Origin of the sequence: Clostridium sp. C2-6-12 (assembly GCF_009928485.1) — a bacterium.
Classification (GTDB): Bacteria; Bacillota; Clostridia; order Clostridiales; family Clostridiaceae; genus Clostridium.
Genome location: NZ_JAABNP010000015.1, coordinates 104,443 through 126,571 on the forward strand (window position 1 = coordinate 104,443; position 22,129 = coordinate 126,571).

Annotated in this window: 22 protein-coding genes, 2 riboswitches and 1 other annotated feature; of the genes, 6 read left to right on the top strand and 16 right to left on the bottom strand. The window is 29.5% G+C overall.

Features of this window, described 5'->3' with window-relative positions:
• Positions 1-56: 56 nt before the first annotated feature.
• Positions 57-956 (bottom strand): cobalt ECF transporter T component CbiQ, encoded by a 900-nt coding sequence (gene cbiQ / locus GXK56_RS14230; protein ID WP_160688439.1) that lies wholly within the window; start codon positions 954-956, stop codon positions 57-59.
• Positions 957-1,186: 230 nt separating this feature from the next.
• A riboswitch (cobalamin riboswitch) is annotated at positions 1,187-1,396 on the bottom strand.
• Positions 1,397-1,578: 182 nt separating this feature from the next.
• Here cbiQ and clcA point away from each other — a divergent pair.
• Positions 1,579-3,165 (top strand): H(+)/Cl(-) exchange transporter ClcA, encoded by a 1,587-nt coding sequence (gene clcA / locus GXK56_RS14235; protein WP_160688441.1) that lies wholly within the window; start codon positions 1,579-1,581, stop codon positions 3,163-3,165.
• Positions 3,166-3,332: 167 nt separating this feature from the next.
• On the opposite strand, the gene crcB is transcribed toward clcA, so the two are convergent.
• From crcB to GXK56_RS14250, 3 genes are all read right to left on the bottom strand, one after another.
• On the bottom strand, positions 3,333-3,710 hold the full coding sequence (crcB, locus tag GXK56_RS14240; RefSeq protein WP_160688443.1) for a fluoride efflux transporter CrcB: 378 nt from the start codon (positions 3,708-3,710) through the stop codon (positions 3,333-3,335).
• 220 nt (positions 3,711-3,930) lie between these two features.
• Complete coding sequence (locus tag GXK56_RS14245) at positions 3,931-4,299, bottom strand: DUF4180 domain-containing protein (RefSeq protein ID WP_160688445.1); 369 nt, start codon at positions 4,297-4,299, stop codon at positions 3,931-3,933.
• A gap of 14 nt (positions 4,300-4,313) precedes the next feature.
• Positions 4,314-4,802 (bottom strand): helix-turn-helix domain-containing protein, encoded by a 489-nt coding sequence (locus GXK56_RS14250; RefSeq protein ID WP_160688447.1) that lies wholly within the window; start codon positions 4,800-4,802, stop codon positions 4,314-4,316.
• Positions 4,803-5,162: 360 nt separating this feature from the next.
• Between GXK56_RS14250 and GXK56_RS14255 the strand changes: the two genes are divergently transcribed.
• Positions 5,163-5,519 (top strand): NifB/NifX family molybdenum-iron cluster-binding protein, encoded by a 357-nt coding sequence (locus GXK56_RS14255; RefSeq protein ID WP_160688449.1) that lies wholly within the window; start codon positions 5,163-5,165, stop codon positions 5,517-5,519.
• 238 nt (positions 5,520-5,757) lie between these two features.
• Here the strand turns inward: GXK56_RS14255 and GXK56_RS14260 are convergent, their stop codons facing one another.
• Entirely contained in the window at positions 5,758-6,645 is an 888-nt protein-coding gene (locus GXK56_RS14260; protein ID WP_160688451.1) for a LysR family transcriptional regulator, read from the bottom strand.
• 125 nt (positions 6,646-6,770) lie between these two features.
• Here GXK56_RS14260 and GXK56_RS14265 point away from each other — a divergent pair, with 125 nt between their 5' ends.
• Complete coding sequence (locus tag GXK56_RS14265) at positions 6,771-7,769, top strand: YeiH family protein (RefSeq protein ID WP_160688453.1); 999 nt, start codon at positions 6,771-6,773, stop codon at positions 7,767-7,769.
• Positions 7,770-7,926: 157 nt separating this feature from the next.
• On the opposite strand, the gene GXK56_RS14270 is transcribed toward GXK56_RS14265, so the two are convergent.
• The 8 genes from GXK56_RS14270 to GXK56_RS14305 all read right to left on the bottom strand — a co-directional run bounded on the left by GXK56_RS14270 (position 7,927) and on the right by GXK56_RS14305 (position 17,029).
• Positions 7,927-8,127, bottom strand: coding sequence for a hypothetical protein (locus tag GXK56_RS14270; protein ID WP_160688455.1), 201 nt, complete (start codon positions 8,125-8,127; stop codon positions 7,927-7,929).
• A 37-nt stretch (positions 8,128-8,164) separates the two neighbouring features.
• Complete coding sequence (locus tag GXK56_RS14275) at positions 8,165-8,620, bottom strand: DUF134 domain-containing protein (RefSeq protein WP_160688457.1); 456 nt, start codon at positions 8,618-8,620, stop codon at positions 8,165-8,167.
• A gap of 157 nt (positions 8,621-8,777) precedes the next feature.
• The gene (locus GXK56_RS14280) at positions 8,778-9,335 is read right to left on the bottom strand and encodes a DUF488 domain-containing protein (RefSeq protein WP_160688459.1); all 558 of its coding nucleotides are present in this window, start codon (positions 9,333-9,335) and stop codon (positions 8,778-8,780) included.
• A gap of 76 nt (positions 9,336-9,411) precedes the next feature.
• Positions 9,412-10,854: a proline--tRNA ligase gene (proS, locus tag GXK56_RS14285; RefSeq protein WP_160688461.1), complete on the bottom strand. Its 1,443-nt coding sequence runs from the start codon at positions 10,852-10,854 to the stop codon at positions 9,412-9,414.
• Between the two features lie 58 nt (positions 10,855-10,912).
• Positions 10,913-11,135 (bottom strand) — a binding site (T-box leader).
• A gap of 76 nt (positions 11,136-11,211) precedes the next feature.
• Positions 11,212-12,645 (bottom strand): glycoside hydrolase family 1 protein, encoded by a 1,434-nt coding sequence (locus GXK56_RS14290; RefSeq protein ID WP_160688463.1) that lies wholly within the window; start codon positions 12,643-12,645, stop codon positions 11,212-11,214.
• Between the two features lie 22 nt (positions 12,646-12,667).
• Complete coding sequence (locus GXK56_RS14295; RefSeq protein WP_160688465.1) at positions 12,668-14,500, bottom strand: beta-glucoside-specific PTS transporter subunit IIABC; 1,833 nt, start codon at positions 14,498-14,500, stop codon at positions 12,668-12,670.
• Positions 14,501-14,575: 75 nt separating this feature from the next.
• Positions 14,576-15,418, bottom strand: a complete 843-nt coding sequence (locus tag GXK56_RS14300; protein ID WP_160688467.1) for a PRD domain-containing protein — start codon at positions 15,416-15,418, stop codon at positions 14,576-14,578.
• A 369-nt stretch (positions 15,419-15,787) separates the two neighbouring features.
• Positions 15,788-17,029, bottom strand: coding sequence for a DUF1565 domain-containing protein (locus tag GXK56_RS14305; protein ID WP_160688469.1), 1,242 nt, complete (start codon positions 17,027-17,029; stop codon positions 15,788-15,790).
• A 356-nt stretch (positions 17,030-17,385) separates the two neighbouring features.
• Positions 17,386-17,559: riboswitch (cobalamin riboswitch) on the top strand.
• A gap of 150 nt (positions 17,560-17,709) precedes the next feature.
• On the opposite strand from GXK56_RS14305, the gene GXK56_RS14310 reads away from it, so the two are divergent.
• Genes GXK56_RS14310 through GXK56_RS14320 form a run of 3 tightly spaced genes read left to right on the top strand, consistent with a single transcriptional unit; the run spans position 17,710 to position 20,394 of the window.
• A complete protein-coding gene (locus GXK56_RS14310) occupies positions 17,710-18,624 on the top strand; it encodes an ABC transporter substrate-binding protein (protein ID WP_160688471.1) in 915 nt (304 codons plus the stop codon).
• The gene (locus GXK56_RS14315; protein ID WP_160688473.1) at positions 18,617-19,630 is read left to right on the top strand and encodes an iron ABC transporter permease; all 1,014 of its coding nucleotides are present in this window, start codon (positions 18,617-18,619) and stop codon (positions 19,628-19,630) included. Before GXK56_RS14310 ends, GXK56_RS14315 begins: the two co-directional genes overlap by 8 nt.
• An 8-nt stretch (positions 19,631-19,638) precedes the next feature.
• Positions 19,639-20,394: an ABC transporter ATP-binding protein gene (locus GXK56_RS14320; RefSeq protein WP_160688475.1), complete on the top strand. Its 756-nt coding sequence runs from the start codon at positions 19,639-19,641 to the stop codon at positions 20,392-20,394.
• 98 nt (positions 20,395-20,492) lie between these two features.
• Here the strand turns inward: GXK56_RS14320 and GXK56_RS14325 are convergent, their stop codons facing one another.
• The 3 genes from GXK56_RS14325 to GXK56_RS14335 form a co-directional block, all read right to left on the bottom strand.
• Positions 20,493-20,771, bottom strand: a complete 279-nt coding sequence (locus GXK56_RS14325; protein ID WP_160688477.1) for a barstar family protein — start codon at positions 20,769-20,771, stop codon at positions 20,493-20,495.
• A gap of 27 nt (positions 20,772-20,798) precedes the next feature.
• Positions 20,799-21,320, bottom strand: a complete 522-nt coding sequence (locus GXK56_RS14330; RefSeq protein ID WP_160688479.1) for a ribonuclease domain-containing protein — start codon at positions 21,318-21,320, stop codon at positions 20,799-20,801.
• 176 nt (positions 21,321-21,496) lie between these two features.
• Complete coding sequence (locus GXK56_RS14335; protein ID WP_160688481.1) at positions 21,497-22,051, bottom strand: NAD-dependent epimerase/dehydratase family protein; 555 nt, start codon at positions 22,049-22,051, stop codon at positions 21,497-21,499.
• Positions 22,052-22,129: the final 78 nt, after the last annotated feature.

A 22,129-nucleotide genomic window follows, 5' to 3' on the forward strand; every position in this document is an offset into this window, starting at 1 on the left:
ATTCCTTTTCTCTAGCGTAAAACATCATGAAAGAGTTTCTTTCAGACTTTTCCTCTTTATCTTGTAAATAACCAAAGTAAAATTAAAAAACTCATATATGCTGTAAATGTAGTAGCCTGTCCTATCTCAACTTTTTTATCTTCCTCTAAAAACAAAAGTTCACCATCATAGCATCTTGCCTCCATAGCATCATAATAAGCATTTGCTTTTCCAAGAGAAATAATAAACATATTGCTTGCAATGCTTCCAAATGTATAACAGGAAGTTTTAAAATCACAATATCCCTGACGTGATTTTGCAGAATTTTTCATTTTACTATAAACATCTATTAAAATAAATATATAACGATAAATAAGACTCATAAGTTCTACAATTATCTTTGGTATACGAGCCTTTCGAAGCACATAAATAATTTCAGAAGATGGTGTAGATAATGTTAACATCTGCAAAGCACTAATTGCTGCAAAAATCTTTAAAATCAAAAAAGCCATTTTTTTTAGCTGATCAATCGTGGTAAAAATATAGCAAAATCCAAGGAACAAATTATATTCTCCCATTGGCTGTTTTGAAAAATCAATTGCAATGGTAAAGGTACTCAGCAAAATAAAAAACATAGGTATTGCTAATACGGATAAATATTCATTTATTGGTATTCCCCCTTTAATGACCGTTAAATATGACATTGAAATTATTATCACAATGGATACATATGGATTGTCTAACACAATACACAAAATAACTGTTAACACTGAAAGACTTACTTTAAAAGTAGAATTCCAAGGTCTGATTTTTGATGCATATGCATAAAAATCAATATAATACCCTTCCCCATGTTTATGTTTTATTTTATAGTTATTACTAAGTGCCTTCGAGTTATTATTCTTGCTTTTATATTTAAATTTATAGAAAACAATACCTATCATAAATACAGCACATAAGATAATAATTTTTCCCATCTTGCATCTCCTTTAAAATTTCATTCTATTACATTTAATAAAAACTTACTAGTTATGCACGAAGATTATACTTCATGTAAGTATATTTACTATATTTCATGTAGGTTTTTTACAAAATAAAAAGTCCTTCTAACTAAAGTGTTAAAAAGACATAATAATAAAACATACTCATTCATATAAAATTAGTAAATAAAGTTTCATTAAAACGCCCCCTCCATCGCTCGTAGAGTTTAATGGTGCAAAATATAGGCAGGTCTTCTGACTTAAGAATCTTCATTTAAGTACGTCTTCCCAGTTTCCAAGTGACGTATTATGTACTCAAACTCCTCTAATACAGCTACGGGATAGTTCAGGATTCTCACCTGCTTCCCTTTTAATTAATCAAGCTTTAGCTATGAATTTATACTAAATTTGATTAAACCTACATTTTATTATTAAATTCTAGTTTTTATAATTTCTACTATACAATATCATTATTTGCCAGAAATATCAATTAAAAAATTGTGACAGTCGCCCGCTATCAAATTTGTGACCATCACCATTTAATATGATAATATTATATATGCTAATAAGTTTATAGTTAAAGTTTAGCAATATTCGTATTAATATTGGAGGCATAAAAATGAAAACAAAAAACAAACACAATACCTATAATACTTTGTTTCACTGGCATAGTTTTAAATTAAAGCTTGTCTTTGAAGGAATATGTATAGGTATTATCTCCGGCTTGTTAATTGTGCTATACCGTTTAGCACTTGAAAAAGCCAGTATTTTTTTAGATATTGTATACAAAACTATATCCAAAAATCATATAATTATAATTCCTTGGATTCTAGTTCTAATAATCATAGGATATTTAGTTGGTTTAATGGTTAAAAATGAACCTATGATTAGTGGAAGTGGAATTCCCCAAGTTGAAGGTGTTTTACTTGGAAAGCTAAACATGACCTGGTGGAGAGTAATACTAGGCAAATTTTTTGGCGGAGTCCTTTCAATAGGTTCTGGTCTTTCCTTAGGAAGAGAAGGTCCTTCTGTTCAATTAGGAGCTGCTGTTGGACAAGGCTTTAGTAAAATTTTCAAGAGAATAAAAATCGAAGAGAAATATCTTATTACAAGTGGCGCCAGTGCAGGTTTAGCTGCTGCTTTTAATGCTCCTTTAGCTGGAACCATGTTTGCATTAGAAGAAGTACATAAGAATTTTTCACCCTTAGTTTTACTTTCAGCTTTATCTTCTGCAATATCTGCAGACTTTATTGCCAGCGGATTTTTAGGTTTAAAACCTGTTTTTAATTTTGGAAATCTGGCTTTAGTCCCTCTTAGATTTTATTTTTACATAATTTTATTTGGCCTTATTCTGGGCATTCTAGGAGTACTTTTTAATAAAACTCTTTTAAAAGCCCAAGACCTATATGTTAAACAAACATGGCTAAAAAAAGAATTTCGAATAATAGTTCCTTTACTAATTTCAGCTATCCTTGGCATTTTATTACCTCAAGTTTTAGGAGGAGGTCATGAACTTATCTCTTCTTTAACTAATAAAAATTTTTCTATTGCTATCTTAGCTATTATTCTTATTGTAAAATTTCTTTTTACAATGGCAAGCTTTGGTTCTGGGGCTCCTGGAGGCATCTTTCTTCCACTGCTTACTATTGGAGCTTTAATTGGAAATGCCTATGGAGCTACTCTTGTACATCTATTTAATTTTGATAATATGTATATTAACAATTTTATTATACTTGGTATGGCAGGATATTTTTCTGCAGTAGTAAAATCGCCTATAACAGGAACTATATTAATTACAGAAATGACTGGTTCCTTTAACCACTTGCTTTCTTTAGCCATTGTATCTGTAATAGCTTATATTGTAGCCGATATTTTAAGTTCAAAACCTGTTTATGAAGCACTACTCGAAAAAATTCTTAGAAATAATGGTGATGAAATAACTATTGGTAATAAGAAAAATAAAATTATCTTAGAGTACCCAGTATCTATTGGTTCTAAACTAGATGGTAAACAAATAAAAGAAATAAAGTGGCCCTCTCGCTGTTTACTTGTAGCTGTTAGACGTGGCGAAGATGAAATAATCCCTAAGGGAGATACCTTAATTTATCCAGGAGATTACTTGGTGGTACTTACTAATGAAGATAGGGTTTCTAAAATAAACGATACTTTAGCAATAATTACTGAAGGCTCTGAAATTTTCAAATAAAACTAAACAATAATAGTTTTCTTATATGAATGATACTGAAAATGAAGCATGTGCAAAGAACTTAATGTGCTTCATTTTTTCTTACAAAATAATATTATAAATTTAAAACTCAAGTAATCCAATTTGGGGTAATTACTTGAGTTTTTATTCTAATAAATAACTTAATATTAAATAATAGCCTTACATAAGTATGTAGCTAAAATAACTCCTCCTAAACTTAATAAAACATTTAAAAAAACATTTATTATTCCTGCCACATATCTACCATCGCTTATTAAACTAATTGTTTCATAACTAAATGTTGAAAATGTTGTAAGACCTCCCATGATTCCTGTAGTTAAAAACAGCTTTAAATTAGGTGATATTAAATCAGTGGATATGCTCAATTCCATTATTACCCCAATTAAAAAACCACCAATTACATTTACAATTAACGTTCCAAATGGGATACTAGAATTAAATAAATTTACTGAATGTTTAGTAATTAAATACCTAAGTGCAGCTCCTATACCTCCTCCAATACCAACATAAATAATTCTTTGCAATTTAATCTCCTCCTATTATTACTATTATAATTTATTAATTATTAAATCTATTGGTGTTGTAAACACAGCACCTCCTCAAAATTAAACCATTCTAATATTTTATATCATCATTAACATTAGAATGTCCAGCTTCAGGTAAAAGTTTTATTTCTACATGTGGAAGCAAGCTTCCTAAACGTCGTGCAATCTTATGCGAATGTAACATTATTTCCATTTCTCCTTAGTGTCTTAATTTCGAAATCCAAATTTCAGCCTCTTCAATATTCTTAAAAGTTCTAAAATTGCTTCCTTTATTAGCTTCCATAATCATTTCTTTAAATCTATCATTATAATTTACTTCATCTTCAATAATAACCGCAACTTTCACATGATAGTTAATGAATTTTTGTAACGCCATACCTGCAAGTTTAGTTTTAAGATTATAAAAATCTTCTGATAATACATTTGAAGGAAAAATAATTGTATAAACGTCCTTTTCCATACAAATAGATATACAATCTACAACATCTTGTTCTGAAGAAAGTTTCCATGTTTCAGAAATAACTTCAATATAATTAATATTATTTTTGTTTACAACTCTATAATTCAATAAGTCCACTCTCCTTATAAATCTCTTTGTTCCGCAAGCATGGATATAGAATTTAGCATTTCTTCAATGAAGCTTATATTCCCCCATAATAAAATCCTTAGCCTGTTTTCTTTTTCATCATATTTCATATTAATTGTTGATTGGCCCATTTTAGGGTCTTTACAATTCATTACTGCTATAAGAGTATTTGATAATCTAAAATATTCGTCTTTATCTACATCATTTATATCAACGACAGTAGATACATTAATTTTTCTCTTTTCAGTATGTTTGACTTCTCCATTAGTAACAAAATCAATATTTGATTCTTCTGCAATATTTTTATCAGTTATATTAACATTATTTTTTTCCATAAAAATGCTTAAATCATGCCCTGAAATTCTCCATTGCTTCCCTACTTTACTTGCTGCAAGCTTTCCTTCTGTTATAAACTTTCTTATTGTTTTGTGATGCATACCTAATATTTCCGCAATTTTATCTATTGTATAAAATTGATTTTCCATATAAAACCTGTCCTTTCAAAATTGTTCTATGATCAAATTATAATAATCCTTTCTGTTCTAGTCAAGAACTTTATTGAACTTTATTGTATTTTATTGTACTTTATTGAGTGAAACAATTAATATTAAAATAACTTTTCTTTTTTCATTCTATCTATAAATACTGAAATTTTTTCACAACAATTATCTATTTCTATGTAATGCTCCTGAATTCTATCGATAATCCTATAACTTCTATATAATACTGAAACTATTTTAGAATTATTGACATCTATTATTGATAAGTTTATGATAATATATATAGCATATGACAATAACCTTGCTGTTTTATGTTATTATAATACAATATTGGAGGTTTATTTAATGAAAATAGCATTACCATCACGTAATAATAATATTGATGATCACTTTGGACATTGTGAATATTTCACTGTTTTTACAGTTGATTCTCAAACTAAAGAAATAACTGCATCTGAAACTGTTGAATCACCAATTGGCTGCGGTTGTAAGTCAAATATAGCTTCAACACTTGCTGATAAAGGTGTTAAAGTTATGCTTGCAGGTAATATGGGAGATGGGGCTGTAAGAGTACTTAATAATTCAGGAATAGAAGTATTACGAGGCTGCTCTGGAGATGTAAAAGCTGTAGCTTTAAAATGGCTTGAAGGAGCTCTTATAGATTCTGGTGATTCCTGTCATGAACATGAATGTCATAATTAACTTAAAAATACATCGAATAATTATAAGGCATAAAATGTAAAAGAGCAGGGTAACTTTTACCTTGTTCTTTTTCTAAAACCATCACTAAAATAAGAAATTAATCAATCTTTTTTAGCACATCATCTATAAATTTTTATTTTCTCACTTTATCCATAACCCCTAAAATTCTCTCGCCTCTATTCCCTATTTTCCTGTAATACTCCATTATTCTATCAATATACATTAATAACCTTATAATTTATTGAAACTCATTTAATATTTGTAGATATAGTGCTTCAAATGCACTATTCTTTCTCCATATAAAATAAAATTTATGATTTTTTTGTAAGTCAGAAATTTCAACTTTTTGCAAAGTACCATTTTCTAGTTCTTCTTTGACTGCTGCTTCATATAAGGCTGTAATTCCATTATTATTTTTCACTAAATATTTTATTGAATTTATATTGCCTATTTCTATGACTTTACTAAAATCATTTATATGCAAATTTTGTTCTTCCAAATTCTTTTCCAGAATATCCCTGGTGCCTGACCCCTTTTCTCTTACGATCAAGGTTTCTTCAAGTAGATCTTCTAATATATTTGGCTTTTTCTTGAATTCATACTCTTTGCCTGCTACACAAATATAATTTTCCTTTGAATAAACAACATAATTATATTCACTTTTTGTGAAATATCCCTCTACTAAAGCAAAATCAATTTCTCCATGTTCTAATTTATTAAGGAGTTCCTTTGTATTATCTACAATCATAGTTATTTTTATATTCGCATTCTTGTTTTTATTTTTATTAAAATAATCATTTAATTTAGGTGGCAATATAAATTCTCCAATTGTGAGAGTTGCGCCAAATTTAATGCTCGTAACACCTAATTTTTCCTCTTTAATTTTTCCTTTAAGATATTCTTCATCATGCTTCATTGTAACGCTAGTTTGATATAATAGTTCTCCAGCCTTTGTTAGTTTTATTTTTTTTCCTTCATATTCAAATAATTTTGTGTCATATGTATTTTCTAAATATTTAATATGTTGAGATACGGCTGGCTGTGTAATACATAGTATCTCTGCTGCTTTTGTGAAGTTCATATAGTCACATACAGTTAAAAAAGTATTTATTCTAAAATCTAACATAAATTCACCTCTTCAGATTAATCATAACATATTTTTATCATTATATAAAAATAAATAATTTTATCTTATCATTCTTATATGCTAGTATTAATCCGAAGAAAAAAATTAGGAAATGAGGAATAATTATGAACTTTATTAAAACAAATTATCAAGGCTTATTGCTTTGCCTTGTAATAGGCATTCTTGCAACATTACTTGGAAATAACTTCACAATCATAGGAGGACCAGTGTTTGCCATTTTATTAGGATTAATAGCTGCACTTTTACCACGTAAAGATTCTTTTCAAAGCGGAATAACCTTTACTTCAAAAAAAATTCTTCAATATGCAATTGTTTTACTTGGATTTGGCATGAATCTTTTTGATATTTTTAAGGTTGGCAGACAATCCTTATTAATCATAATCTCTACAATTTCAACTTCGCTTATTATTGCATATTTAATAAGTAAATTAATCAAAATACCTTCAAATATTTCAATCTTAGTTGGAGTAGGCTCTTCCATATGCGGTGGTTCTGCAATTGCTGCTACTGCACCAGTAATTGATGCTGATGATGAAGATATTGCTAAATCAATTTCTGTCATTTTCTTATTTAATGTAATAGCTGCATTTTTATTTCCTGTTCTAGGTAATTTATTAAGCTTTAATGATATAGGTTTTGGAATGTGGGCTGGAACTGCCATAAATGATACTTCTTCAGTAGTTGCTGCTGGACAAACCTGGGCTGGTTATCATGGAAATGATATTGCTCTTAATTATGCTACTATAGTGAAACTTACACGAACTCTTGCAATAATTCCAATCACATTAATATTGGCTTTATATCGTTCTAAGAAAAATGCTGCCACTACAGTAAATTTCTCAAAGATATTTCCATGGTTTATTTTATTTTTCTTATTAGCAGCAGTTATAAGTACAGTCTTTAATCTCGATTCTCATACTTCAAAATCTATATCTGATATAGGTAAATTTTTCATTACAATGGCCATGGGCGCGATTGGATTAAATACCAATATTATAAAATTAATAAAAACAAGTGGAAAGCCAATTGTTGTAGGCCTTTGCTGTTGGATAAGCATAGCCTTTGTAAGCCTTTTAATGCAGCATTTACTACATATTTGGTAATACTTTCTTACAATATTCTTTAAGTTTTACTTTATTTCATAAAATATGAAATCACAAAAATAGTTAAAGAGCCCTTATAGTAAATTTTATACTACTATAAAAGAGCTCTATTTTTATTTCTATGCATTTTAATTAACATTGTTGAGCAAATTGAGATTTAACTATTACTATTCTTTAATATTTTTACAGAACTATATACAAGCACAGGAAGAGCAAAAATCTGTATAACACCCATACACCTTATTAATATATATGGTAATTTAATTCCAATAAGTGAAGAAAAGGCATTAATAAAAGTTACAATTGAAATAATAAATAAACTAATTCCCCACATTGTTCTATTTCTCTTATTATTCATTTAAATCACCCCTAAAAATTATAATTTATGAATTAAATTAATTATCCCTATCTATTTTATTACCGCTACACCAATGCTTACAAAATCCTGCCTTTTTACTGCACATAACCTTGTCGGACCCACAACTAGGACAAGCAAGTCTATCTTGCTCAAAATTTATTTCATAAATTGTGCCACATTCAGCGCATTTAAATTTACAAAGTTTTGTAGTATAATGCCCACCGCTTATTCTTATTGCTTTTCCTTCTGTTAATGCTAGTGCTACTTTTTTTCTTGCACTGTCTATTATATTTTGAAAGGTTTGTCTTGAAACCTCCATTTTTTCAGCACACTCTTCTTGATTTAATTCTTCAATATCTTTAAGCCTCATTGCTTCAAGTTCTTCTACTTTTAAGGCAATTTCTTCAAGTTCACATTTAGGTTTTCCCCATGGCACAAAAAAATCATCTTTTGGGAAAAACTCAACTCTTCTGAATTTCGTTGGTCTAGCCATTTTATCTCCTCCTAGATTAGAATATATTTAAACTTGGAATAATGTCTAGTTTTATTATCATTATTCAATCATACTCAATTTAATAAAATCTTCAAATCCTTAACCTTTGCTTATCTTCCCCTACCTATTAATTTACCATATTCCATAAATATATCCTTTAATTATTAACAAAGCATATTTCACTACATTCTGTATACATGAAGGATAATTGTTCATCAAATTTTCCATATTCCAACAAGTCTTTTCTTATATGATAAACCTTTATTCCCAATTCTAATAACCTTCTCCCAACCAATAGATTTCTATGGCATCTTTCTGGATTTTCTTCACTGCACATAATAGCGATATTTTCATTTTGGGCTAACTCAATTAGATTATTTATCCCCTTATTAAACCAGTCTTTTGTTTTTAACACCTCATAATTAATAAGTTCTGCAACATTAGTTTTTCGTGTTGGTAACTGTTTATTTAAATAACATGAAGTATCAGAAATTCTTCCTCCAAGACGTTCCCCATCATAACTGTATTTAATCCCCTTCTCCTTCAAAATCAATGATAATATTTCTGTGTTAAATTGTGAATAGTACTTGCTGTACGGTACACTTCTAATATCAATTACTCTTTCAATATTATATTTACTTATTAATGCTATGAAATCCTCTGCTAATAAATTACTATGTCCAATTGTATAAACACCATTATCATTATTTATCATAAAATTCACCACCATAATATTAAAAGTACAAAATACTTTTGTACTCCCATACTTTTAGATTAAGACAAAAGAAATCCTAATATGCCTTACCCCAATAAACCATTTTTTCTGCTTTTCTACCGCAGCATACACACTTGGTATCAAGCTCTTCTTGTTCAAATGGAATACATCTAGAAGTTAATCCTGCTACTTCCTTAATTTTTTCTTCACATTCTCTTTCACCACACCACATAGCTTTAGTGAAGCCAGATTTATTTTCAGCAATATCTTTTAGTTCTTCCATTGTTTTAGCAACAAATGTTCGTTCTTCTCTATTCTTTAACGCCTTCTCATATAAGCTATTGTGAATTTCATCTAGCGCAGCCAAAACTCTATCCTTTAAATCATTTAAATTAACTACTTCTTTTTCTCTAGTATCTCTTCTAACTAAAATTGCTTGATTGTTTTCTATATCCTTTGGTCCAATTTCTATTCTAACTGGTATACCCTTCATTTCATATTCATTGAACTTCCATCCTGGCATCTTATCTGAAGCATCTAACTTAACTCTTACAACACTAGAAAGAATATCTTTAAGTTCATTAGCCTTGTCAAGAACTCCATCTTTATGCTGAGCAATTGGAACAATGACTGCTTGAATTGGTGCTACCTTTGGTGGTAATACTAATCCACTATCATCTCCATGAACCATTATAATAGCTCCAATTAATCTGGTTGTAACTCCCCATGAAGTTTGATGCACATATTGCAGCTTAGAATTTTTATCTGAATATTTTATATTAAATGCTCTAGCAAATCCATCTCCAAAATCATGAGATGTTCCGCTTTGAAGTGCCTTACCATCATGCATTAAGCTTTCAATTGTGTATGTTGCCTTAGCTCCTGCAAACTTTTCTTTTTCAGTCTTTTGTCCTTTTAGAACTGGAATTGCCAAGTATTCTTCTAGAAGACTAGCATAAACATTAAGCATATCTATAGTTTCTTTTTCTGCTTCTTCGGCTGTCGCATGAGCAGTATGTCCTTCTTGCCATAAAAATTCAGAAGTTCTTAAAAATGGTCTAGTTGTTTTTTCCCATCTCACTACAGAACACCATTGATTATATTTCTTAGGTAAATCATTATAACTTTGAATAATCTTAGCATAATGTTCACAGAATAGAGTTTCTGAAGTTGGTCTTACTATTAATCTTTCTGAAAGGTCTTCTCCTCCTGCTCTAGTAACATAAGCAACCTCTGGCGAAAATCCTTCTACATGATCCTTTTCTTTTTGCAATAAGGTTTCTGGTATGAACATTGGCATATATACATTTTCATGCCCTGTTTCTTTAATCCTATTATCTAAGTACTTTTGAATGTTTTCCCAAATTGCATATCCATAAGGTCTTATAATCATGCATCCTTTAACAGTTGAATAATCAATAAGCTCTGCTTTCTTTACAATATCTGTATACCATTTAGCAAAATCTTCATCAATAGCTGTTATAGCTTCAACAAATTTTTTATTATTATTTTTACCCATAATTTTCTTCCTTTCTGTCATTTAATTTTTAAATACAAAAAAACACCAAGAAAAATCCACAAGGGACCCTTCTTGGCGTTACCACCCTAATTATTATAAAATTGTGCACAATAATCTTATAATCTCTCTTTATCTATAACGGGAATACCCGCTGCAGCCTACTATTATTTCGGTACAGAACTCCAAGGCTGGTTCAATAAATAATTTCTAGGAATTTTCACCAAACATTCCTTCTCTAATAAGAAATCACTTTATTTACTATTCCTCTTCACAGCAATAATATTTTTTCTAAATATTACCTCAATCCAACATTTACGTCAAGCATTTTTTTCCTTTAAATTTACTTATTATGATTATTTATGCTAAATCTTCGCCATTAGTTTCTATTACTTTTTTATACCAATAAAATGATTTTTTCTTAATCCGCTTAAATGTACCATTTCCATTGTCATCTTTATCAACATAAATTAAACCATATCTTTTCTTCATTTCCCCTGTACCAGAACTAACTATATCAATAGCAGACCACATAGTATATCCTATTAACTCCACATTACTTTCTATAGCTTTATTCATTTCTACTATATGGCTTTTTAAATAACTAATTCTATATTCGTCATTAATACATCCATTATCATCTATTTCATCAATTGCACCCAAACCATTTTCTACAACAAATAAAGGAATCCCATATCTGTCATAAATTTTATTTAATGTATATCTAAGTCCCTTTGGATCAATCTGCCATCCCCATTCACTTGCATGTAAATATGGATTTTTCACTCCACCTAGTAAATTTCCAAGGGTAGTTTCATGTCCTTCTTCTGTAGTTATACAATTACTCATATAATATGAGAATGAATAAAAATCAACACATCCCTCTTTCAGAATCTTCTCATCCTCTTCTTCAAAAGTAATCTTAATATTATTCTTTTTAAAATAATCAAATATATAATAAGGATATACTCCTCTTACTTGTACATCTGGACAAAAGTTATTTATAATATTATCTAATTCTTGTTGAAGAAGTAGATCTTCTGGTCTGCAAGTTAAAGGATACATAGTAATATGTGCAATCATGCATCCTACTTTAAAATCTGGATTAATCTCATGCGCTATTTTCACTGCTCTTGCACTTGCTAGAAAAACATGATGTAACGCTTGAAATCGTAATTGCATATTATCTAAAGGATTTGCTATTTCTTCATCTTCTTGATTCAATATGCCTAAAATCTCTAAGTTTCCCATTGGCATAGTTCCAAAATTAATTTCATTAAATGTCAGCCAATATTTCACTTTATTTTTATAACGTTCAAACACAGTCCTAACATAACGTTCAAAAAATCCAATAACCTTACGGCTAGTAAACCCTTGATATTCTTTCACTAAATTATATGGAATTTCAAAATGACTTAATGTTACTAGTGGCTCAATTCCATATTTATTACACTCATCAAACACGTTATCGTAAAATATCAAGCCTTCTTCGTTTGGCTGCTCATCGTCTCCATTTGGAAAAATACGGCTCCAAGCTATTGATAAACGAAATACTTTAAAACCCATTTCAGCAAGTAATGCAATATCTTCTTTATAATGATGATAAAAATCTACTGCTTCATGACTTGGGTAGTTTTCTTCTGATAAAATCTTAGACGTAAATTTTCTGTTTTTATGAATTGACCCTGCTGTTAAATGGTCACATATGCTTTCTTTTTTACCATCTACGTTCCAAGCTCCTTCACATTGGTTAGCTGCTACTGCACCGCCCCATAAAAATTCTTTAGGAAACATCTTAATTCCTCCTTTCTCCTGATTATAATACGATTATTAAATCTTCACCCGCATTAATGTCCGAATTACTATCTTTTCCTACTACAATATCTAAATAATCTTTTGTATTTGTTACTAAAATAGGCGTATCTAATGAATACCCTTCATTTATAATAGCATCTTTATCAAAAGAAATTAACAAATCACCTTTTTTTACCTTATCACCTTGTTTTACATGTGTTTCAAAATATTTACCTTCCAATTGTACTGTATCCATACCAATATGAATTAATAATTCACAGCCCTTGTCTGATAGTAATCCAATTGCATGTTTAGTTGGGAACATTGCCATTACAGTACCATCAAACGGAGCAATAACCTTTCCTTTACTTGGTACTATAGAAACTCCCTTCCCCATAGCACCATTTGCAAAAGCTGCATCTTTCACTTCTTCTAAAGGTTTTAAAGTACCAGTCATAGGAGCAGAAATAACTTCTTTTCCATTTTTAATCTCATCATCTTCTTGAACTTCATTTACAATATTCGCTCTATCTTTAAATCTAATAAATGCTACAACAAATCCAATTACAAATGAAATAACAGTAATGATTAAGCAATAAATTAAACTTGTTCCTGGTTGTTCAGGATTTAATAATGCAGGTATTTCAAAAATCCCCATTCCTGCCATTGTGTAATATTTTAATCCAAAGAAAGCTGTCATTCCTCCAGCAATTCCACCACAGATACATGAAAGTACGAACTGTTCTATTCTTGGTAGCAATACTCCATAAATTGCTGGTTCAGTTACACCAAAGAAGCCTGATACCCATGCTGGTAAAGCAATTTGTTTTAAAGCTTTGTCTTTTGTCTTTAACCAAATTGCAAAGACCATACCTGTAGTACTAAAGGTTACAAATGTAGTAAATCCCAAAATCGGATCAGGAATACCCGCTGCAATATTAGAAACACATAAGAAAACTAATACAATATGAACTCCAAAAATAATTAATACTTGCCACAATGCGCCAACAAAAATCCCAGCCAAAATTGGATTTAATTTATACACATATAAAACTGCATCAGATACTATTTGCGAAAGCATATTTGCAAATGGTCCTATAAAAACAAAACCTAATGGAACTGAAATCAGTAATACAAGCATTGGAGTAATAAAAGTTTTAACCATATCAGTAATTACACGATTGAAAAAAGTTTCCAATGGCTTTGCAATTGCAACAATTAATATAACTGGTAATAGGGTAGATGTATAGTTTGCATTAACCACATGTCCAAATAATTGAATATCCACATTATTAATTGCTGGATAACATAATGATGCACCAATGATTAATCCTAAGTAAGGATTCATATTAATTTTCTTTGCTGTATTATATCCAATTACAATTGGAAGAAAATAGAATATAGAATCTCCAATTGCATTTAATAACAAATAAATTCCATCTGCATTAGAATATAATCCAAGATACGATAAAATAGAATTCAAGCCTTTTAACATACCACATGCACATAATAATGCAATTGATGGCATCATTATACCTGTAATCAAGTCTAAGGATTTTTCTTTTAAACTCATTTTCTTTTTTATAGATGCAGTAGATGACGAAGAAATATTAGCCTCCTTACAAACCTCTTCATACACTTGCGGTACATGATTTCCAATAACAACTTGATATTGTCCAGCGCTATGCATTACAGTGATCACGCCATCCATATCTTTCAAAACTTCATCCTTTGCAAGACTCTCGTCTTTCAAATTAAACCTCAACCTAGTAACACAATGTAATAGGCTGATAATGTTGTCTTTTCCACCAACATTTTTAATAATGTCCTTTGCTAATGATTCATACTTTCCCATGTTTTAATTCCTCCATTTTTCTTTTTATTTTTATATGAAATATGAAGGTATAGCCAACTTAATGTCACCATCCAGTCATGATTCTGACTTATAAACTAATCGTTCAATATGAATAGTTAAATACAATTTTTCTTCATTTGTTATATTATAATCATATCTTCTTTTAAGAAAGTCACCTATTTTGTTAACGCATTCATACGAATTAACATATTTTAATTTTACTGTATCTAACAGGTCATCATTTTTGTCATCAATATTTATCTTATTTCCTAATAAACGTTGTGCAAAAAATTTCAGATGCGTAATGAATCGATAATAATATATTGAATCTTCGTTAAAGGCAATATGAAAATTATATTTCACTATATTTGATATTTCTGACATTACTTCTGTTATATTGTACATATCTTCAACGTTTTCATTTAATAGTGCTTCCACAATATGTATTGCTATAAAGCCTGCTTCATCATCTGGCAACCTAACTAGAAATCTTTCTTCTATCATATTAAGTACATTTAATCCAATATTAAATTCATCTTTATAAAATCTTTTAATATCCCATAAAATAGCATTTTTAACTGAAATACCATCTTTAAAACGTTTAATTGCTGCATATATATGATCAATTAGAGAAATATATATTGTATCGTTTAAATTTTTACCTAAAGTTTTTTCTGTATACCGTATAATATCTTCGCCTAATTCAATATATTCAGATGGAATATATGTCATTAGTTCTTGAAACTTATTACTGACATCTGGATTTGATAATATGAATGTTTTATCAATTTTACTTTCATCCAATTCTTCTCCACATTTTTTCTTATAAGCAAGCCCACATCCCATTACAATTTTCTCTCCAGCATTTTCATCTTTGATTAATACAGCATTATTATTAAAGATTTTTGATATTATCATAACACATGCCCCTTTACTAATAAGTTTATTACAATTTTAATAAAAATTAAAAATTAACTATAAAATTTTTATTCCCATTAAACAAAAAAAACCTATTTGCTATATTTATATAAAATCACATAATAATTTTATATAAATATAGCAAATAGGTATAGCTCGTTTTTCACGATCACCATCCATTAGTTAAATTATATCTTATAAATATTTTAATTGCAATATATATTTATTCTCATTCAGCTTTCAACTTATTTTTAAATTGCTCATTCAAATCCTTTAGCATTGTACATTATCATTCAATATATAAGTACAACTTACAAATGATATATTTATACTAGTAGTAAACATATTATTTCTTTTTATCTTTTCAACTTAAAAACAGCCTAATCCCTTTAAATCACTTTTATTATTAAGATGCATAAATGTAATAACTGGCAACTCTCCATTTTCCCCACGTGGTTTTGTCATTTGGCTTGCATCTAAACTTTGAAAATCCTCTGCTGTTACTGAAACTCCGCTTTTATTCCAAGAATTATCAGTCATATTTTCATCAGGTAAGTTAGCATCTTTTAAGGCCACTCCTCCAAAAGCAATATTATTATGTAATTCTTCTCTTGTTCCTGGAATATCAGTTGCATCACTTGTGCTTACTCTCTCAAGCATATCAAAGTTTCCAAGTCTATTATTATATGCAGTATTACTTGTCCAAGTAGCTGATTTTCCTGGTTGATGATTTGCATAAAAACCATGGGCACCATTACTTGCAGAAAGACAATTCTTAACGGTATGAACTGGAGCCACTTCTGGTGGTGTTCCCATTGCATATCCACCTATCTTAAATCCATTAGAATCTCCACCAGCATTCATGTTATATGCCCAGCAAGTATCAAAAGTATTTGCTCCAGTAGATGTAAGACAATCATAACCGTCATCACTACAATTCCATGCACGACATTCTTTAAAAGTAACACCTTCTCCATGTGCACCAAAACCATCTGTATTCCCCATTGATATTCCCTTAACTCCAATATTGTTATAAGAATCACATCTATAACATGTACCAGTTCCATGATTTACAAAATAAAATCCATTAGCTGCATTATCGTGACAAGTCACTCTATTAAAAGTAGCATTTCCTTCAATTCTAAAGCATTCAGATTGTTTTTGAGTTCCTACTGGTACTCCAGTAACATTAATCCCTGTAAAAGTAACATCTTTAACCCCTCTTGCTATTCTAAAAGCAGCTACACGCTTATCAGTTGTTACACTAGAAAAATCAAAAGTTGGCATATCATTCATAGAATAAGCTTCATAGGTAATTCCACTCTTAGTTATATCATTTACATAGTTATAAACATTATCTGATTTTGCTATATTAAATTTTTTATAAATCCCCCCCATTATATATACTGTGTCTCCAGCGGAAGCCACTTCTTGTGCTTTTGTTATACTGGCAAATGGAGCTTTTAAAGTTCCTGAATTGCTGTCATTACCATTTGTAGAAATATAATATTCTGCTGCATAAGCTTTAGTTGTTGGAATAGTTAATGATGCCGATATACCTATAGCCACAACTCCGATACCTAAACAAATTTTCTTAATAAACTTTCTCATTATTTTGCTCCTTTTTATTATTTATATATTGTACAAAATTAATTCCATTATATTAGAACTTCTGAATAAATAAGAGAGAGGTAAGAATTAATAGGTAAGAGATAAAAGTTAAGGCTAAAATAGCAAAGCTATTCCTAAAAAATATATATTAATTAAGAGGAATGCTTAATTTCTTGCCAAAACTAATGCCTCTCCTATAAATTCTTAACTCTTAAATAATACAGAAAATCCTCATATAACTTAGCACAACCTCCAAGTAAAGTAAATATTTATGGCTTAAAATATATAAAATTTGTCCTTAAATAAATGTTTCATTTATTATATTAAGTTGACAGTCCATAATTAATTGAATATAATCAAGGAAATAATTCATATAATATATTTTTAATAAAAAGGGAATGAAGTGAAATTCTTCAACTACCCCAGTAACCGTAAAACAGACGAAATCAAAAATGCCACTGAGAAATTGGGAAGGCTTGAAAGTAGGAGGAAGTTAAGTCGGGATACCTTTATATAATTTTAAACTAATATTCTCTGAGGGTGGAATATTGGATTAGTGTGTATTTCATTAAATAAAACTTGTTTTTTTATTTAATGAATTTATTATGCTTTTTTTGGCGTACTCTCAAAGGGTATGCCTTTTTGTTGCCCTTGAATTTTATAAATTTTAGGAGGACCTTATGAAATTAAAAAACAAATTCTTATTACTCATTTTAATAGTTGTATTGGCTGTTACTACTTTAATTGGCTGTGCAAATAAAAGTGCAACAGCAGTAGACAGAGAAGGCAATAATTTTAAACAGCCTAAAAAAGTAAATACCATAATATCTACAGCACCTTCTAATACTGAAATATTGGTTGGACTTGGATTGTCAGACAAATTAGTAGCTATTGATAAATATTCAGCAGATGTTGATGGTGTAAATAAAGATTTACCTAAAATAGATTTTAAAAATCCTGATGCTGAAACTCTTGTAGGCTTAAAGCCTGATATAATAATAGCTTCTGGTCATAACAAAACTGGAAATGAAGACCCTTTTGCTTCTGTAAAGGAAGCTGGTATCGAAGTTGTATATATCCCTGTTAGCTCTAGTATAGAAGATCTTTACAAAGATATAGACTTTATAGCAAAAGTTACAGACACAGAAAAAAAAGGCGAAGAAATGATTAATAATATGAAAAATGATATAGATTCTATTAAGAAAATAGGAGATACAATTACTAATAAAAAAAATGTATATTTTGAAATAGGATCAACTTCTGCTTTATATAGCTTTGGTAATAATACTTTTTTAAATGAAATGATAGAAATAGTAGGCGCCAAGAATATTTTTGCTAATGAAAATTCATGGATATCACCAAGCCCAGAAGCTATAGTAAAAGCTAATCCTGATGTAATACTTACAAATGAACCCACCCAAAATGCTGTTGATGCTATAAAAACACGTGAAGGCTTTAAGGATATAAAGGCAGTTAAAGAAAATAATGTCTTTTCTATTGATAATAATTCCTCTTCAAGACCATCTCAAAATATTATGAAAGCATTAAAACAAATAGCAAAAGCTATTTACCCTGAGAAATATTCAAATGTATAAAAAAGCAATCATATTATTAATACCTTTAACCTTTTTAATTTTATGTATTGGAACTTCCATAGGAAGTTCTGGTACTAGTGTTTTAAATATTATATCAATAATCGGCTATAAAGCTTTTGGAATACCCTTATCTAAAAATATTAATGCTAATGATATAGCAATAATTTGGAATCTAAGGTTACCAAGAGTTTTATTAGCCTTTATAGTAGGTGGTTCATTATCTGTAAGTGGTGCTGTAGTTCAGTCTGTACTTAGAAATCCATTAGCTTCCCCATATACTTTAGGAGTTTCTTCTGGAGCTTCTCTTGGAGTTGGCTTACTTATAATTTCAAGCTTTTCAATACCATTATTAGGAAAACTAACATTGCCTTTAGCAGGCTTTTTATGTGGACTTTTAACTGTACTCATTATTGTAAAATTTGCCTCTAGCGTTGATAAACACATGTCAACTTCAACTATAATTTTATCAGGAATGGTTTTTTCCCTATTTTGTAATGCTGTACTTACTACTATAACAGCCTTATACAGTGAAGATATAAAAAGTATAGTACTTTGGCAAATGGGTTCCTTTTCTATGAAAGGCTGGTCTTATGTACAAATTGGATTACCATTTTTTATTTTAGGAATTGTAGGCATTATGTTTTATTGTACTGAGCTGGATATTTTATCTTTTGGTGAAAATCAAGCAAAATCAGTTGGAGTAAATACAACTAAAGTAAAGAAGCATTTACTTATATGTTCAGCTATATTAACTGGCTGTGCTGTAGCCTTAAGTGGTATTATTGGCTTTGTAGATTTAATTATTCCTCATCTTGTACGAAAGCTTATTGGTGCTAAACATAAATATGTTATTCCTGTTTCTGTACTTTTAGGAGGTTCCTTTATGGTAATTACTGATTTAATAGCAAGAACTATTATAGTCCCTTCTGAATTACCAGTTGGAGCTATTACTGCACTTATTGGAGCTCCTTTCTTTACGTACATATATTTCAAAAAATCAAAGTAGGTGAAGTTTTGTTAGAACTTAAGAAGATTTTCTGTGGCTATGAACAAGAAGATATAATAAAAAATGTTACCTTTGAAGCTAAAAGAGGTGAAATACTTTGTATAGTTGGCCCAAATGGATGCGGGAAAAGCACTCTTTTAAAGGCCATAACCAAACTTATTGAATATAAAGGAACTATCTTATTAGATTCAAAGGATATAAAAATTTTAACAGGTAAAGAATTTGCTAAAAACATTGCCCTAATGACTCAAACAAATGATGTATATTTTCCTTATACAGTTTACGACACAGTTGCTCTAGGTAGATATGCTTATTTAAAAGGAGCTTTATCTTCTTTAAGTAAAAAAGATGATTTTATTATTACAGAATCTATAAAAAATGTTGGCTTAATAGAATTAAAAGATAAACTTATAAGCGAATTATCTGGCGGGCAGCTTCAAAGAGTATTTTTAGCAAAATCCTTTGCACAAAATCCTGAGGTTATTTTATTAGATGAACCCACAAACCATCTTGATTTAAAATATCAAATTGAAATTTTAGAATATTTAAAGCTGTGGGCAAAGGAAAATAATAAAATTGTAATAGGTGTATTTCATGATTTAAACTTAGTTAATTTGTTTGGCGAAAAAGTTATATTATTAGATCATGGCCAAATTATAAGCAAAGGAACACCTAATGAAGTACTTTCAGGAGAAAATTTGAAAAAGGTATATAATTTAGATATACGAAGTTTCATGCTTAATGCACTAAAAAAGTGGCAATAAAATTTCGGTAAGTCTAACGCCTATATGTATTACTATAAATATAGCCCATTCTCCGTAAGAATGGGCTAAACAGAAAGCTTTAAGTAAATTAGTTCTTTTTAATTATTAATAATTATATTAAGTTTTCCTTTAGTAAATTTTTCAGCTTCATTAAAAATTTCTAAGGTATTTTCAGCATAATCACCTAATAATTCTTTACTTTTTTGAAAATCAACCCATTCAATTGTAAGTGGCAATTGAACATCAGTAGTTAGGCAATCCCAAAGTGCATCTAAATTTTCACCGTAATAAGCAGGAAGCTTTAATTCTTGTTTTAAAATTTGGTGTAAAATATTTTTATCCTTAAGCTTACTGCCTTGTATTACTACTTTATTCAAGCTATTCACATCCTTTTAAATAAAAAACTATTTTCCTTTATATAAAACTTTAAAAGTTTTGTAATGATCAGAAGTAGAATAAATTAATCCATCATTAGAATAAAGGATCCTATCCTCCCCGCGATGTCCTCCATTATAATTAATATCGCACTCATGCCAAATTCTACCTGGCGCATCTGGGAGAGATTTTTCAGCATTTTTAAAAATATCTCCTCCTATGCTTTTACCAGGTGCTACTTTATCAAGATCTCCTCCTGGCTTCCATCCAAGCTTATCAGCCTGATCCTTTGTTATATAGTTATCGGGCAAAGTTCCATTTTTATGTATATAATCTGCAACACCTTGAAAATCGTTAATTATTTTTTTATTTTTTGAATCTTCATTTTGATTAGAATCTACTTTTTTATCTTCTGATTTTATAGTTTCCGAATGGTTATCTTGCTGCTTATTTACAGTAGCTTTATTTGTTGCTGCACATCCAAATAAACCTATGAACATAAGTAAAAGTATAAAAACAGCAGAAATTTTCTGTATAAATAATTTTTTCATTTCTCATCCTCCATTTAATAAAACCTTATACCTTAATATTATAACCCACGTAGAAAAACTATACAAAATTTATAATTCCTTTTAAGTCTTTCTTTTCTATTATAAAACTTATCCCTTTAACTACATCATGTACATGTATCAGCTGAACCAGTTGTTCCCCGCATCAATAGACACACCTATTTTAAATTTAAATATGTAAGAAAGCCTCCCTGTCCTAACACTATTCCAAACCTAACTATAGCTATTCTATTAAAATAACCATTAAGACTCAAAACTTTCTCTTCTAAAACTTTGCACGTTTCTGATAGAAAACCTTCGCCACAAATAGAATCTTCATTAACAACTATATCATCATTATATCCATAAAAACCTGACACTGATGCTTGTATCAAAAGTGGTACTTTCTCTCCACTCTCTTTTACAAATGCCTCAATAACCTTCATAACCTTTAGTCTGCTTTCTAATATTCTTTTTTTCCTCTTTTTAGTCCACCTTAAACCTTTAATGCTTTCTCCTGCTAAATTTATAATAACATCTATCCCTGTAATTTCTTTTAAGTCAACGTATTCATCTTCTCTATATTCAACAATTTTATCTACCTTACTTAGTTTTTTATTTTCACTATTTTTCTTTCGAGTCGCTAAAATCAAGTAATTACAATCATCTTTAAGTTCTTCAACTAATTGTGTACCTATAAAACCTGTGCCACCAAAAATTAAAATTTTTCTCATAAACGCCTCCTCATTTCATATGTCGATCTGTTAAGTTATATGAACATTGCGCTTCTCAACCTTAGGAAATACAATAGG

Excerpts from the sequence above, each read along its gene's own strand:
- cbiQ (WP_160688439.1), bottom strand. The coding sequence starts at position 956 with ATGGGAAAAATTATTATCTTATGTGCTGTATTTATGATAGGTATTGTT.
- clcA (WP_160688441.1), top strand. The coding sequence starts at position 1,579 with ATGAAAACAAAAAACAAACACAATACCTATAATACTTTGTTTCACTGG.
- GXK56_RS14250 (WP_160688447.1), bottom strand. The coding sequence starts at position 4,802 with ATGGAAAATCAATTTTATACAATAGATAAAATTGCGGAAATATTAGGT.
- GXK56_RS14255 (WP_160688449.1), top strand. The coding sequence starts at position 5,163 with ATGAAAATAGCATTACCATCACGTAATAATAATATTGATGATCACTTT.
- GXK56_RS14260 (WP_160688451.1), bottom strand. The coding sequence starts at position 6,645 with ATGTTAGATTTTAGAATAAATACTTTTTTAACTGTATGTGACTATATG.
- GXK56_RS14265 (WP_160688453.1), top strand. The coding sequence starts at position 6,771 with ATGAACTTTATTAAAACAAATTATCAAGGCTTATTGCTTTGCCTTGTA.
- GXK56_RS14270 (WP_160688455.1), bottom strand. The coding sequence starts at position 8,127 with ATGAATAATAAGAGAAATAGAACAATGTGGGGAATTAGTTTATTTATT.
- GXK56_RS14275 (WP_160688457.1), bottom strand. The coding sequence starts at position 8,620 with ATGGCTAGACCAACGAAATTCAGAAGAGTTGAGTTTTTCCCAAAAGAT.
- GXK56_RS14280 (WP_160688459.1), bottom strand. The coding sequence starts at position 9,335 with ATGATAAATAATGATAATGGTGTTTATACAATTGGACATAGTAATTTA.
- proS (WP_160688461.1), bottom strand. The coding sequence starts at position 10,854 with ATGGGTAAAAATAATAATAAAAAATTTGTTGAAGCTATAACAGCTATT.
- GXK56_RS14290 (WP_160688463.1), bottom strand. The coding sequence starts at position 12,645 with ATGTTTCCTAAAGAATTTTTATGGGGCGGTGCAGTAGCAGCTAACCAA.
- GXK56_RS14295 (WP_160688465.1), bottom strand. The coding sequence starts at position 14,500 with ATGGGAAAGTATGAATCATTAGCAAAGGACATTATTAAAAATGTTGGT.
- GXK56_RS14300 (WP_160688467.1), bottom strand. The coding sequence starts at position 15,418 with ATGATAATATCAAAAATCTTTAATAATAATGCTGTATTAATCAAAGAT.
- GXK56_RS14305 (WP_160688469.1), bottom strand. The coding sequence starts at position 17,029 with ATGAGAAAGTTTATTAAGAAAATTTGTTTAGGTATCGGAGTTGTGGCT.
- GXK56_RS14310 (WP_160688471.1), top strand. The coding sequence starts at position 17,710 with ATGAAATTAAAAAACAAATTCTTATTACTCATTTTAATAGTTGTATTG.
- GXK56_RS14315 (WP_160688473.1), top strand. The coding sequence starts at position 18,617 with ATGTATAAAAAAGCAATCATATTATTAATACCTTTAACCTTTTTAATT.
- GXK56_RS14330 (WP_160688479.1), bottom strand. The coding sequence starts at position 21,320 with ATGAAAAAATTATTTATACAGAAAATTTCTGCTGTTTTTATACTTTTA.
- GXK56_RS14335 (WP_160688481.1), bottom strand. The coding sequence starts at position 22,051 with ATGAGAAAAATTTTAATTTTTGGTGGCACAGGTTTTATAGGTACACAA.